The 13,328-nt window shown below is 37.1% G+C and carries 15 protein-coding genes; 13 read left to right on the top strand and 2 right to left on the bottom strand.

Annotated elements, in window-relative coordinates; translation table 11 throughout:
* Window positions 1–24: 24 nt before the first annotated feature.
* The 3 genes from mnmG to noc all read left to right on the top strand — a co-directional run bounded on the left by mnmG (window position 25) and on the right by noc (window position 3,763).
* Entirely contained in the window at window positions 25–1,923 is a 1,899-nt protein-coding gene (mnmG, locus tag KHA97_RS15975) for a tRNA uridine-5-carboxymethylaminomethyl(34) synthesis enzyme MnmG (protein ID WP_213125687.1), read from the top strand.
* A gap of 155 nt (window positions 1,924–2,078) precedes the next feature.
* Entirely contained in the window at window positions 2,079–2,795 is a 717-nt protein-coding gene (gene rsmG, locus KHA97_RS15970; protein ID WP_213125686.1) for a 16S rRNA (guanine(527)-N(7))-methyltransferase RsmG, read from the top strand.
* A 116-nt stretch (window positions 2,796–2,911) separates the two neighbouring features.
* Entirely contained in the window at window positions 2,912–3,763 is an 852-nt protein-coding gene (noc, locus tag KHA97_RS15965) for a nucleoid occlusion protein (protein ID WP_213125685.1), read from the top strand.
* A 63-nt stretch (window positions 3,764–3,826) separates the two neighbouring features.
* Here noc and KHA97_RS15960 read toward each other — a convergent pair whose 3' ends face one another.
* Window positions 3,827–4,807, bottom strand: a complete 981-nt coding sequence (locus tag KHA97_RS15960; RefSeq protein ID WP_213125684.1) for a phosphotransferase — start codon at window positions 4,805–4,807, stop codon at window positions 3,827–3,829.
* Between the two features lie 274 nt (window positions 4,808–5,081).
* Between KHA97_RS15960 and KHA97_RS15955 the strand changes: the two genes are divergently transcribed.
* From KHA97_RS15955 to KHA97_RS15945, 3 genes are all read left to right on the top strand, one after another.
* Window positions 5,082–5,843, top strand: coding sequence for a ParA family protein (locus KHA97_RS15955; protein ID WP_213125683.1), 762 nt, complete (start codon window positions 5,082–5,084; stop codon window positions 5,841–5,843).
* On the top strand, window positions 5,836–6,687 hold the full coding sequence (locus KHA97_RS15950; RefSeq protein WP_213125682.1) for a ParB/RepB/Spo0J family partition protein: 852 nt from the start codon (window positions 5,836–5,838) through the stop codon (window positions 6,685–6,687). Before KHA97_RS15955 ends, KHA97_RS15950 begins: the two co-directional genes overlap by 8 nt.
* A gap of 318 nt (window positions 6,688–7,005) precedes the next feature.
* Entirely contained in the window at window positions 7,006–7,722 is a 717-nt protein-coding gene (locus tag KHA97_RS15945) for a DUF554 domain-containing protein (protein WP_213125819.1), read from the top strand.
* 117 nt (window positions 7,723–7,839) lie between these two features.
* Here the strand turns inward: KHA97_RS15945 and yyaC are convergent, their stop codons facing one another.
* Window positions 7,840–8,460: a spore protease YyaC gene (gene yyaC / locus KHA97_RS15940; RefSeq protein ID WP_213125681.1), complete on the bottom strand. Its 621-nt coding sequence runs from the start codon at window positions 8,458–8,460 to the stop codon at window positions 7,840–7,842.
* A 211-nt stretch (window positions 8,461–8,671) separates the two neighbouring features.
* Here yyaC and KHA97_RS15935 point away from each other — a divergent pair, with 211 nt between their 5' ends.
* The 7 genes from KHA97_RS15935 (at window position 8,672) to KHA97_RS15905 (ending at window position 13,291) form a co-directional block, all read left to right on the top strand.
* Window positions 8,672–8,869, top strand: coding sequence for a DUF951 domain-containing protein (locus KHA97_RS15935; RefSeq protein WP_213125680.1), 198 nt, complete (start codon window positions 8,672–8,674; stop codon window positions 8,867–8,869).
* Between the two features lie 165 nt (window positions 8,870–9,034).
* Entirely contained in the window at window positions 9,035–10,135 is a 1,101-nt protein-coding gene (ychF, locus tag KHA97_RS15930) for a redox-regulated ATPase YchF (RefSeq protein WP_213125679.1), read from the top strand.
* 150 nt (window positions 10,136–10,285) lie between these two features.
* The gene (locus KHA97_RS15925) at window positions 10,286–10,630 is read left to right on the top strand and encodes a DUF378 domain-containing protein (RefSeq protein WP_213125678.1); all 345 of its coding nucleotides are present in this window, start codon (window positions 10,286–10,288) and stop codon (window positions 10,628–10,630) included.
* Window positions 10,631–11,015: 385 nt separating this feature from the next.
* Entirely contained in the window at window positions 11,016–11,303 is a 288-nt protein-coding gene (gene rpsF / locus KHA97_RS15920) for a 30S ribosomal protein S6 (protein WP_213125677.1), read from the top strand.
* A 60-nt stretch (window positions 11,304–11,363) separates the two neighbouring features.
* Entirely contained in the window at window positions 11,364–11,870 is a 507-nt protein-coding gene (ssb, locus tag KHA97_RS15915) for a single-stranded DNA-binding protein (protein ID WP_213125676.1), read from the top strand.
* 21 nt (window positions 11,871–11,891) lie between these two features.
* A complete protein-coding gene (gene rpsR, locus KHA97_RS15910; RefSeq protein ID WP_213125675.1) occupies window positions 11,892–12,128 on the top strand; it encodes a 30S ribosomal protein S18 in 237 nt (78 codons plus the stop codon).
* Window positions 12,129–12,349: 221 nt separating this feature from the next.
* On the top strand, window positions 12,350–13,291 hold the full coding sequence (locus KHA97_RS15905; RefSeq protein WP_213125674.1) for a YybS family protein: 942 nt from the start codon (window positions 12,350–12,352) through the stop codon (window positions 13,289–13,291).
* The last annotated feature ends 37 nt before the right edge of the window (window positions 13,292–13,328 follow it).

Here is a 13,328-nt window from a genome sequence, read left to right as displayed (position 1 = left end):
AATTAAAAAGGATGGTGAAACAAAATGCAAACAACAACATATAAAGCTGGTAAATACGATGTGATCGTCATTGGTGCAGGACATGCAGGCTGTGAAGCGGGACTGGCAGCTGCAAGAATGGGCGCCAAAACGTTGATGTTGACACTAAATCTAGATATGGTCGCGTTCATGCCATGTAACCCATCGATTGGTGGCCCTGCAAAAGGGGTTGTCGTAAGAGAAATTGATGCACTTGGCGGAGAAATGGCCAAAAATATCGATAAAACATATATTCAAATGAGAATGTTGAACACTGGAAAAGGCCCTGCCGTTCAAGCATTGCGTGCACAAGCTGACAAATTCCAATATCAACATGAAATGAAAAATACTTTGGAAAACGAACCAAACTTAACGCTTCTACAAGGTATGGTCGATGAATTAATTGTAGAAGATGGAGAATGTAAAGGTGTTATTACCCATACAGGTGCCATATTCCGTGGAAAAGCCGTCATTATTACGACAGGAACATTCCTTCGTGGTGAAATTATTTTAGGGGAATTAAAATATTCCAGCGGTCCTAATAATCAACAACCATCTATTAAGCTTTCTGAGCATCTTGAAGAACTAGGATTTGAGATGGAACGGTTTAAAACAGGTACTCCACCTCGTATTAACGGAAATACAATTGATTACAGCAAAACTGAAATTCAACCGGGTGACGAAGAACCGCGAGCTTTCAGTTATGAAACAACGAAGTTTATTACGGATCAGCTTCCATGCTGGCTCACGTATACAAACTTGCGCACTCATCAGCTCATCGATGAAAACTTACATCGTGCGCCAATGTTTTCCGGTATGGTAAAAGGAACAGGAGCTCGTTATTGCCCTTCTATTGAAGATAAAGTTGTCCGCTTTAATGATAAGCCAAGACATCAAATCTTCCTTGAACCAGAAGGACGAAATACGAATGAAGTATATGTGCAAGGACTTTCAACGAGTTTGCCAGAAGAAGTTCAGCACCAAATCATCGCGACAGTCCCTGGTTTGGAAAATGCAAAAATGATGCGTCCTGGATATGCGATTGAATATGATGCTATCATTCCAACTCAACTTTGGCCGACACTTGAAACGAAAAAAATAAAGAATTTGTATACAGCTGGACAAATTAACGGTACGTCCGGCTATGAAGAAGCGTCTGCACAAGGAATCATGGCGGGAATTAATGCTGCTAGAAAAATTTTAGGTAAAGAGGAAGTCATTTTAAGCCGCTCTGACGGTTATATCGGCGTTCTCATTGATGATCTCGTGACGAAAGGAACGAATGAACCATATCGCCTTCTTACTTCCCGTGCAGAATATCGTCTTCTATTGCGTCACGATAATGCAGATTTGCGTTTAACAGAAATCGGCCATGAAATCGGGCTTATTTCAGATGAAAGATATGAGAAGTATTTAAATAAAAAAGCGGCGATAGAGGCTGAAATTAACAGACTTCGCTCTGTTATTTTAAAGCCAAATGAAAAAACACAAGAAATGATCATCAATTCAGGCGGAAGTCCATTGAAGGACGGTATCCGAGCATCTGATCTATTAAAGCGTCCAGAAATGTCATATGCTCAAATCATTGAATTGACACCTCCTGAACAAGAGTTGCCAAAAGAAGTCATTGAGCAAGTTGAAATCCAAATCAAATATGAAGGCTATATTGAAAAATCACTTCAGCAAGTTGAAAAACTGAAAAAACTAGAAGACAAAAAAATCCCAGAAAACATCGACTATGACGCGATTAATGGAATTGCGACCGAAGCTCGTCAAAAGCTTAATAAAGTCCGTCCATTGTCGATTGCTCAAGCATCTCGTATTTCAGGAGTAAACCCTGCGGATATTTCTATCTTACTTGTATATATAGAGCATGGAAAAATTGCTAAAGTTTCAGGTGAATAGAAGAAAGGCCATCATAGCGCCAGCATTGCTAGACAGAAGTCTTTGATCAAGAAACTCTCCAACCTAGAAGTCGTTTTTTAACTTCCTGGTTGGAGCTTATTTTACATATAGCGCCTGTTTGTAAGGCGTACAAACAAGAATAGGAATGAACGAAAATGAACATTGAACAATTTACAAACATGCTAGGAGAAAAAGGAATCCAATTAAATTCCAATCAGCTTAGTATGTTTGAGCGCTATTACGAGCTGCTTGTTGAATGGAATGAAAAAATGAATTTGACCGCCATTACGGATAAAGAAGAAGTATATTTAAAACACTTCTTTGATTCCGTAACTGCTACTTTTTATATCGATTTTACAAAGCCGGTAAAAATGTGCGACGTTGGGGCTGGAGCAGGCTTTCCTAGTATTCCGATAAAAATTTGTTTTCCAGAGATCGACCTCTCTATCGTAGATTCATTAAACAAACGCATAACTTTTCTTGAACATTTATCAAGTGAATTAGGCTTAAAAAATACACATTTTTATCATGATCGCGCTGAAACATTTGCTCGTAAGCCTGAATTTCGAGAGCAATTTGATATTGTCACTGCAAGGGCAGTAGCCAGGATGTCTGTTCTCAGCGAATTATGCCTTCCGCTTGTGAAAGAAGGAGGACAATTTGTCGCGATGAAAGCGGCCAATGCCGAGGAAGAATTAAAAGCGGCAGATCGTGCTTTAAAACAATTAGGAGGCAAGCTTTCCACTGTTCATTCTTTTACATTGCCGATTGAGGAAAGCAACCGCAATATTATTGTTATTTCTAAAAACAAAAAAACGCCGAATAAATATCCTAGAAAACCCGGAACTCCAAATAAACTTCCACTGGAATAGGACATCTGTTTGGCAGGAATTTGCAAATAAAAATAGAATGATGATAGGAAGTCATATATAATATATATAATATTGTGTTTTCCTAATGGGAGTTTCTATTAAGGTGGTGTCGAAGGATGAAGCATCCTTTCTCTCGATTATTTGGCTTGGGTGAGAAGGAATTACCAATAGAAAAAGAGATGGTGGATGAGCGGGATGAAATAAAGAAAATTCCAGTGTCTCATATTATTCCAAATCGATTCCAACCAAGAACGATATTTGATGAAACGAAAATTGAAGAATTGGCTAGAACGATTCATACACATGGAATCATCCAACCAATTGTAGTAAGGGAATCGGATGAAAACCAATACGAAATTATAGCTGGGGAACGCAGGTTCCGGGCAATCCAGCTTCTCGGATGGGATGAAGTTCCTGCCATTATCAAAAATTTAAGCGATACAGAAACAGCTTCCATAGCGTTAATTGAAAATCTTCAAAGAGAAGAACTAACGCCGATTGAAGAAGCAATGGCTTATGGAAAACTGTTGGAAATGCATAATTTAACCCAGGAAGCGTTGGCACAGCGTCTAGGAAAAGGCCAATCAACGGTTGCCAATAAACTCCGACTATTAAAATTGCCGGAAGAAATCCAAGAGGCAATATTGCAAAAGAAAATTACAGAACGACATGCTAGAGCTCTGATTCCTTTAAAAGATCCTGAAAAGCAAATTCAAGTAATGAATCTTATTATTGAAAAGGGCTTAAATGTCAAACAGGCCGAGGAACAAGTCGTAAAACTTCTTACCGTTGTGGAAAAACCGAAGAGCAAACGCCGAGCAATCAGCAAAGATATGAGAATTGCAGTCAATACAATCCGTCAATCTCTTTCTATGGTGTCTGATAGTGGCATTACACTAGATTCGGAAGAAGAAGAGTTTGAAGAATACTACCAATTTACGATTAAAATACCGAAGAAAAAATCATAATAGAAATAGAGGAGTTAATTTTATGGAAGCATACTAAAATCGCTCCTCTTTTTGTTTTAGTTTTTAAGTGGCTAAGGCTTTTATTCTCATTTTTCCATCGGGAGAAAGTAACCATTCAATATAAGGTTTTTGCTCAATTATTTGTTTATTTAGCTCATGAGCGGGATTTGCTACAAAAGAGGAAGTGCATAAAAAGAATAAACTTGCACGAGCTATTGCAAGTGGCAAGAGTTCAACTTCTTTAATAGATAATGAGCCATATCCTCTCAAAAAATGCCTCCCTAATTCTTCCGTATTTTCTTCATTCCTAATAGCCCATAGAAAATATGCCATATCATGAATGCATTCGCCTTTTTGCATAAAATCAAAATCGAGGATATATTTTATTTCATCATTTCTATTAAATAAAACGTTCCATGGATGCCAATCTCCATGAATAACCGATTTTGTTAAATATCTATCATTTCCTATCCATTGTTCCATTACTTTAAAGTAAAGTCTTTCAACTTCTTTTACATCAGTTTCTTTATGTAGTTCTTTTTGATTTTCTTTTAATCGTTGTAAACCTTCTTTTAATACGTCATTTGATGGATAGTTTGACCAAAAGGGGAGAGGAATCTCTTTTGCATCCATTAGTGCGTCGTGAAATCTTTTAAGTAACTTTCCCATATTGTAAACTTGCTCGATTGAGAAGTTAAATGAGTATCCTTGAACAAAATATGTTAACTGAACAAATCGATTATGTAGCTTTGAAAAATAATAGCCTTCTTTCGTGTATAATGGAATTAAAACGGGAATTTCGTGTTCCAATAATTTTTCCAATTTAACTTTTTCCGCATTTAGATGATTTTTACTGCTTAATCCTGAATGGATCCGAATGACATATTGCCCTGAAGTAGTAGTTATTTTCAGGTTTACATTAAATAGGCCACCTAATTCTTCATCAATATTAACTAAATCTCCAATTGCATACAGTTCACATAGTTGCTCTACTTCAAAATGTTTGGGTACATATCGAGCCATTGGATTTTTCAGATAATCCATTTTCTATTGCCTCCCTAATAGTTATTTAAATTTCTTGAAGAAGGCATAAAATACCTGCAAAAATCGTTACTCTTTTCATAAAATACGTTTTTTTCAACGGCAAACTTCTCCAACATCTTGATATTTACTTTGAAAACAGCAACAATAAGAATGAATCAACATTTTTTTTCTATTTTAATAAACTTTTTTTATTTGAAAGAGTAATTCATGACGAATATTTGATAAAATAGAATACATGATTGCTATTTTAGAAATATTAGGGTAGGTGACATCGTTGGGAAAGATTATTTCCATAGCCAACCAAAAAGGGGGCGTCGGGAAAACGACCACCTCTGTCAATCTGGGGGCATGTTTAGCATATATCGGAAAAAAAGTATTGCTAATCGATATTGATCCCCAAGGAAACGCTACTAGTGGCGCCGGGATTGATAAAGGAGATGTCCACCAATGTATTTACGATATACTCGTAGATGACGTGGATATAAAGGACGTAATTATGCAAACAGGTGTAGATAATATGTTTGCAGTTCCTGCTACGATACAGTTAGCAGGGGCGGAAATAGAATTAGTTCCAACCATTTCAAGAGAAGTTCGTTTAAAAAGAGCCTTAGATCAAGTAAAAGATGATTTTGACTATATATTAATCGACTGCCCGCCATCACTTGGCTTACTTACAATTAACGCATTGACTGCTTCAGACTCAGTTTTAATACCGGTCCAATGCGAATATTATGCACTCGAAGGGTTAAGCCAATTGTTAAATACAGTTCGATTAGTCCAAAAACATTTAAATCACGAATTAATGATCGAGGGTGTCTTGTTAACAATGTTGGATGCAAGAACAAATCTAGGCATTCAAGTCATTCAAGAAGTAAAAAAATATTTTCAAAATAAAGTATATCAAACGATCATACCTAGGAATATTCGACTTAGTGAAGCTCCGAGTCATGGGGAACCGATCATTGTATATGATTCAAAATCTCGGGGGGCTGAAGTATATTTAGATCTTGCAAAGGAAGTGGCTGAAAATGGCTAAACAAGGTCTCGGGAAAAAAGGGATTGCTTTATTTGCAAATATGGAAATAAATAATGATGAAGCGGTACGGGAAATTGATTTAAAAGAAATCAAACCAAATCCATACCAACCTAGACGAGTATTTTCTGAAGAAGCTATTCAGGAATTAAAAGAATCTATACTTCAACACGGTATCTTACAACCAATCATCGTTAGAAAAAACATTAAAGGTTATGAAATTGTTGTAGGGGAGCGCAGATACCGCGCCTCAAAAGCAGCGAAATTAAGCACAATCCCTGCTGTGATACGTGAATTGACCGATCAGCAAATGATGGAATTAGCCGTATTGGAAAACCTTCAACGCGAAGACTTGACTCCAATAGAAGAGGCGACTGCCTACCATACACTGATGGAAAAACTTAATATCACTCAAGAAGAATTATCCAAAAGACTAGGGAAAAGCAGACCGCATATTGCGAACCATGTTAGATTACTGACTCTTCCCAAAAACATTCAACAATATATAACAGACGGCAAATTATCTATGGGTCATGGGCGAACGCTTTTAGGACTTAAGCAAAAAGAAAAAATACAAGCTGTTGCTGAACGGACTGTAAAAGAAGGCTTAAACGTTAGACAACTTGAACATCTAGTTCAGCAGATAAATGAAAATGTTCCACGTGAAACAAAAAAGAAAAAGCCTAAAAAAGATATATTCATTATGGAAAGAGAAAATAATTTAAGAGAAAAATTTGGAACTACCGTTACGATAAAACAATCGAAGAAAAAAGGGAAGATCGAAATAGAATTTTTAACCCAAGAAGACTTGGAAAGAATTCTTGAAATACTTGATCAAACTGAATAAAGGTAGTGCCCTTTATAGGGCACTTATTTTTTTAGCTAATAAAAAAGTATATGTTTGTTAAAGTCTTATGTTTAAATTTAGGCTTGTGTTGTTCAGCTCCAGCGCCTATCGACTAGCAAACTTCCTGACCTTCTCCCTACGATAGGTCAACATCGACTCGCCTAATAGGCTCATCGTGTTTCCTTTATCTCAGTCGAAGGGCAAAGAAGGAACGTCGACTAAAAAACGCCACGTCCTGTGGCGACGTCGACCACATCCTGTGGGCCTGTACGTCGATGAGCAAGGCGCTTGCGCATTTCTTATAAAAAAGGTGAAATTATGGTGCTATTAGGTACGTTAGTTAATGGAATTTGTATAATTGTAGGATCTTTAATAGGTAGGTTTTTAAGCAGAATTCCTGAGAAAATGAAATCAACTGTCATGCATGGTATAAGTTTGGTCGTCATGGTTTTAGGTCTGCAAATGGGTTTCAAAAGTGGAAATTTCTTGATTGTTATTTTGAGTATTGTCATTGGGGCGGTACTTGGTGAATGGTGGCAGCTTGATGATAAACTAAATTCATTAGGCTTATGGATAGAAAGAAAGCTGGGTTCATCAAATAAAGGAAATATTTCTCAAGGGTTTGTTACGGCGACATTAATATTCGTAATTGGCGCTATGGCGATCATTGGAGCCTTGGATAGCGGGATAAGAGGAGACCATCAAGTTCTTTATACAAAAGCGGTAATCGACGGGTTTACAGCATTGATTTTAACAACAACACTTGGAATCGGTGTGATTCTTTCTTTTATTCCAGTTGTACTTTACCAAGGTCTAATCGCGTTATTTGCAACTCAAATAGACAGGCTTGTCCCAACTGAATTGATGGACATGTTTATCAATGAAATAACCGCTACAGGCGGCATCATGATTTTTGCAATTGGCCTGAACTTATCTGGAATCATTAAAATCAGAGTGGCAAATTTATTACCAGGTATTTTAGTTGCTGCATTGATAGTAAGTAGTATCTTTATTTATAATCAATACATCATATAAAAAAGAGGCAATTGCCTCTTTTTTTAAAATCAAATAAAGAAATTCTTAACTTTTATATAAGTCCGTATTTTTAAGTAAAGACCATTAGTGTCTAGCTGCAGGCGCCTTCCGCTTTTCTCATATCATTTCTGTATTCATATCCCATTCTAATTGCAGGCTTGCTTCTTTATTCGTATAGATTGTATCAGCATCCATAATCCCAGCTGCCATTTGTTTTGCCATTTTCATTACGAGATTAAGCCGAGTGTTCTGTAAAACAAAAAACTCCATATGTCCACTAACGTTTACAATACCGGTTATATGCATGTCTCCAACTGCAGGCAATTCCTTCTTCACTCCTGCACCAGGTTTTACAGGTCCTGACCCGACTTTTATCATGCCTATGTTTTTTAGTCTTCCAAGACACGCATCAATGCCAATAATAAAGGGGCGGAAATGCTTTTGACGAATCATTTCCATTTTTTCATTCAAATTTACGGCATGAACGGGATCCTCTAACGTTCCATATAAGTGGAAGCTTTCTAATCCTGTTTCTTTAAGAAAAGTGCCAACAAGTGGTCCAAGCGAATCTCCAGTCGATCGATCCGTTCCAATACATACAATGACAATTTCTCTTTTAAATCCGAAGGGGAGTAGATCGATAATACCGCTAGAAATTTTCTTTAAAGATGTTGGATCGTCAAATTTAATACTAACATCAAATATATCAAGAGGATTAAACAGCGGTTGTGATTTCATCTATTATCGCTCCTTTCCTTCGAATGAAAAGAATTCACATCGCCTTCCGCTTTTCTTTTCTTTACCCATTATACGGAGGAATTTTCATTTCTATACATAAGAAATTGTAAAATCCAATAACTGCCTATGAAAATCAACATTTTATTGGTAAAATGATTTTAGAAAAAGTGAATCGTGGAGAATATGATGGAATCTTCAGGAGGAATGAACTTTGGAAAAAAAAGAATTTAATCTTAATGACATAGTAGAAATGAAAAAACAGCACCCATGTGGGACAAACCGTTGGAAGATCATTCGCATGGGGATGGATATTCGCATTAAATGTGAAGGCTGTGGCCACAGTGTTATGTTGCCGCGGAGAGAGTTTGCAAGAAAAATAAAAAAAATATTAGAGAAGCATGAGGAATAACTCTCATGCTTTTTAAATGTAATATTATCTGAAAATTTTAGGATTCAGCGCAATATTTATCGTTAAAGGTAAAGTTAAGTTGTTTTTTCTTAATATAATCACTATAATTGTGAAGGAGAAAAAACGTGTTAATAAAGGAAATAACCCGGAAGAGGAGTGACCAAAATGGCTCTTACAGCAGGAATTGTAGGGTTGCCCAATGTAGGTAAATCTACATTATTTAATGCAATTACTAAAGCGGGGGCAGAAGCTGCCAACTATCCGTTTTGTACAATAGATCCGAATGTTGGAATCGTAGAAGTGCCTGATCATAGACTTCAAAAATTAACTGAACTAGTACAGCCTAAAAAAACCGTTCCTACTGCTTTTGAATTTACTGATATTGCAGGGATTGTAAAAGGAGCTAGTAAAGGTGAAGGACTTGGGAATAAGTTTCTATCCCATATCCGTCAGGTAGATGCTATAGTGCATGTTGTTCGCTGTTTTGCAAGCGATGATATAACTCACGTATCGGGAAAAGTCGATCCGATTGATGATATTGAAACAATCAATTTGGAGCTAGTCCTTGCCGACTTAGAATCGGTTGATAAGCGCATTGGCCGTGTAGAAAAAATGGCAAGACAAAAAGACAAAGATGCGATGTTTGAGTATGAAGTATTGGCAAAGTTGAAGGAAACGTTCGAAGCAGATCAACCAGCACGATCGATTGAATTTACAGAAGAACAAATGAAAATCGTAAAAGGTTTGCATTTACTAACAAGTAAGCAAGTTTTATATGCAGCAAATGTTGGAGACGAGGATGTAGCAGATCCATCCGGCAATGAATATGTAAAAAGAGTTCTTGAATATGCAGAAAAAGAAAATTCCCAAGTCATCGTTGTGTGCGCAAAAATTGAAGAAGAAGTTGCCGAACTAGATGACGATGAAAAAGCCATGTTTTTAGAAGAGCTAGGGATTGAAGAGTCAGGACTCGATCAATTGATTCGTGCTACGTATAACCTCTTGGGGTTAGCCACTTATTTTACAGCTGGCGTCCAAGAAGTTCGTGCATGGACATTTAAAAAAGGAATGAAGGCTCCGCAATGTGCAGGAATTATCCATACTGATTTTGAAAAAGGATTTATTCGTGCCGAAACCGTTTCTTATGATGACTTACTCACAGCAGGGTCGATGACAGCAGCCCGTGAAGCCGGAAAGGTTAGACTTGAAGGAAAAGAATATCTTGTGAAAGATGGAGACGTCATCCATTTTCGATTTAATGTATAAGGCACCTTAAGGGTGTCTTTTTTTGTAATAATATAACAATCAATGTTTTCGGGTTATAAAATTTCCTCTTTCTTCAAATAATAGGACTGAATCATTAGCATACAAAAAATTTGCTATTGATTTGCACTTTTGAAGAAAGGGGAGTACTTCGTGAAAACATTGCGACGTATTGCATTAGCCTTAGTTGTTATTGGTGCAATAAACTGGGGCTTAGTTGGTTTATTTCGATATGATTTAGTCGGAAGCATTTTTGGTGGAACTGATTCCGGTTTTGCAAGGTTTATTTTTACGTTAGTAGGAATAAGCGGTATCATCTGTCTTGGATTGCTATTTAATTCCAAGACGGCCGATGTAGGTTCGAGTGAAGGGAATAGAGGAACAAACAACAATACGAGGTATGCAACAGAGTTTGCAGAAGAGCCAGATCTTGAACGGTTGTACAATCCTTCAAGAGATGCGTATGAAAGTGAAGACGAAGAAGAAGAGTTTAAATAAGAAAAGCGGATGCGACTTGATTATCGACAGGCAAATTTCAGAAACTTCCATTTAGATAAAGAAACTCGATTCCGCTTATAAGTGGAATGGATGTTGAATTATTGTAGAGAAAAGAAATTTGCTAGTCGTAGGTGCGATAGCTATACAAAAAGGGTGAAGACTCTTGTTAGTTGATAGCTGCATACGCTGATAGCAATAGTATGAGATCCGTTTTACACAAACCCGGCGAGGAATTTCCTTTGCCGGGTTTTGTGTGTTGGTGAAAAAGTGGATCAAGACATTGCGCAATCAAGCTTTGTATGGTATACTTACACATTGTGAGTAATGAAAATTGCTCCTTGCCCTTTATAAAGGGCCGCATAGACCATAAGGAGGTGACTGAACGATGAGAAAGTACGAAATTATGTACATTATCCGCCCAAACGTTGAAGAGGAAGCGAAAGCAGCTGTTGTTGAGCGTTTTAACAACATCCTAACTTCACAAGGTGCAGAAATCATCGAATCAAAAGATTGGGGTAAGCGTCGTCTTGCATACGAAATTGAGGATTTCCGTGACGGTTTCTACCGTTTAATCCATACGAATGCAGAGCCTGAAGCTGTTCAGGAATTCGACCGTCTTGCTAAAATCAGTGACGATATCATCCGTCATATCGTTGTTAAAGATGAAAGATAAAAATTAATTGTTCCACGTGAAACATTTTATAAAGAAGTAAACGGGAAGAGGTTGATTCTGATGATGAACCGAGTTGTATTAGTGGGGCGTTTAACAAAAGATCCGGATTTGCGCTATACTCCAAATGGAGTGCCAGTCGCAACTTTTACATTGGCTGTTAACCGTACTTTTACGAATCAACAGGGGGAGCGGGAAGCCGACTTCATTAACTGTGTGATTTGGAGAAAGCCCGCGGAAAATGTTGCTAATTACTTGAAAAAAGGAAGTTTAGCTGGTGTTGATGGCCGCATCCAGACTCGCAACTACGATGGGCAGGATGGTAAACGTGTATATGTGACCGAAGTGCTTGCAGATTCTGTTCAATTCCTTGAACCTAGAAATTCTTCTTCACAAGGTCGTGGTGACTTTGCTGGCAACCAATATGGTGGCGACCAAAATGACCAATACCAACCGTACGGGCAAAATCAGAATCAGCGCAGTAACCAAAACTTTACCCGAGCAAACGAAGATCCATTCTCGAATGATGGACAACCAATTGACATTTCGGATGACGATCTTCCATTCTAAAAATGATAGGAGGTTATTGTTATGGCAGGTGGACGCAGAGGCGGACGCAAACGTCGTAAAGTGTGTTACTTTACAGCGAACGGAATTACACACATTGACTATAAAGACGTCGAGCTACTTAAAAAGTTCATTTCTGAACGTGGGAAAATTCTTCCACGCCGTGTAACTGGAACAAGTGCGAAGTATCAACGTAAGTTGACAGCAGCAATTAAGCGTGCTCGTCAAATGGCTTTACTTCCATTCGTTGCAGGCGAATAATGGGTCTGATCATAGACTTTATGAAATAAAGGCTATCCAAAGCTTGACACATACTTTTACAAAAGTGTGTGTCAGGAATGGGGGCCTTTTTTCTTTTAGGGTTTCAGTTATAATGGTAACAGTAAAGTTGAATGATACACCATTCACCGTTAAAATAGAAGAATACAGTTTTTTAAAATGGAGCGTGAACAAAATATGTGTTCACAAGACGAGGTGGGAGAGTGAACAATACAAAAACGCTGACAGAAGGGGCATTATTGTTAGCCCTATATACAATAATGCTGCTATTAGCGATCTTTATTCCTTTTTCAACAATTGTAATATACTTGTTTTTTATTTTGCCCTTCCTTCTGTATAGCGCAAAATATTCAGTGAAGCATTCCATTATCTTCATCATTGCAGCGATGATGATATCTTTTATAATTGGATCTTATCTAGCCCTTCCTATTGCATTTTTGTTTGGAACAACGGGTTTAATGATGGGATATGGCATTAGAGCGAAAGAAAGCAAACAAATTATTTACATATCATCCAGCATCGTATTTATAGCAAATATCATATTGATCTTTATTGTGACGGCAATGTTTTTAAACATTAATTTTATGGAAGAACTTAAAAATATGTTTCAAACGTCCATCGATCAATATACAGACACTTTGAACATGATGGGGATGTCACCGCCGGTAGAATTTCAAGAGCAATTAAACGATATGGTCAACTTAATGATATCTATGCTGCCTACATTATTGATTGGTACAGCTTTTATCAGTGTCATCATCATTATGGCTGTAAATTTCCCGATCATTAAAAGATTAGGAATAGACGTTCCAAAGTTTCAGCCATTTCGTCGATTGAAATTCCCAAAAAATATTCTTTGGCTATATTTATTGGTGCTCATCATTTCACTAATATTTAAGATTGAAACAGATTCTTATTTGCATATGGCGGTTGTCAATGCTGGTCTTATCTTACAGACACTTTTAGTACTGCAAGGATTATCTTTTGTTTTTTTCTATTGTCATATGAAAAAGTGGTCCATCGCTATTCCAATTTTAGCTGTAGTATTAACGTTTTTTCTTCCTTTCTTCCTTTCAATTGTACGGGTCTTAGGTATAATTGATATAGGCTTTGATTTAAGAGAACGAATAAATAATAATAAGTAGTATTTGAAAAATTAATTCCTAATTGAGTCAGATTAAG

The organism is Lederbergia citri, assembly GCF_018343625.1.
GTDB lineage: Bacteria > Bacillota > Bacilli > Bacillales > Bacillaceae_C > Lederbergia > Lederbergia citri.
Note: the sequence above shows the minus strand (reverse complement) of the source record. Positions and strands in the feature narration are given on the sequence as shown.

Bases quoted from the DNA above. Each gene is read 5' to 3' on its own strand.
- mnmG (WP_213125687.1), top strand. From the start codon at position 25: ATGCAAACAACAACATATAAAGCTGGTAAATACGATGTGATCGTCATT.
- rsmG (WP_213125686.1), top strand. From the start codon at position 2,079: ATGAACATTGAACAATTTACAAACATGCTAGGAGAAAAAGGAATCCAA.
- noc (WP_213125685.1), top strand. From the start codon at position 2,912: ATGAAGCATCCTTTCTCTCGATTATTTGGCTTGGGTGAGAAGGAATTA.
- KHA97_RS15960 (WP_213125684.1), bottom strand. From the start codon at position 4,807: ATGGATTATCTGAAAAATCCAATGGCTCGATATGTACCCAAACATTTT.
- KHA97_RS15950 (WP_213125682.1), top strand. From the start codon at position 5,836: ATGGCTAAACAAGGTCTCGGGAAAAAAGGGATTGCTTTATTTGCAAAT.
- KHA97_RS15945 (WP_213125819.1), top strand. From the start codon at position 7,006: ATGGTGCTATTAGGTACGTTAGTTAATGGAATTTGTATAATTGTAGGA.
- yyaC (WP_213125681.1), bottom strand. From the start codon at position 8,460: ATGAAATCACAACCGCTGTTTAATCCTCTTGATATATTTGATGTTAGT.
- ychF (WP_213125679.1), top strand. From the start codon at position 9,035: ATGGCTCTTACAGCAGGAATTGTAGGGTTGCCCAATGTAGGTAAATCT.
- rpsF (WP_213125677.1), top strand. From the start codon at position 11,016: ATGAGAAAGTACGAAATTATGTACATTATCCGCCCAAACGTTGAAGAG.
- ssb (WP_213125676.1), top strand. From the start codon at position 11,364: ATGATGAACCGAGTTGTATTAGTGGGGCGTTTAACAAAAGATCCGGAT.
- rpsR (WP_213125675.1), top strand. From the start codon at position 11,892: ATGGCAGGTGGACGCAGAGGCGGACGCAAACGTCGTAAAGTGTGTTAC.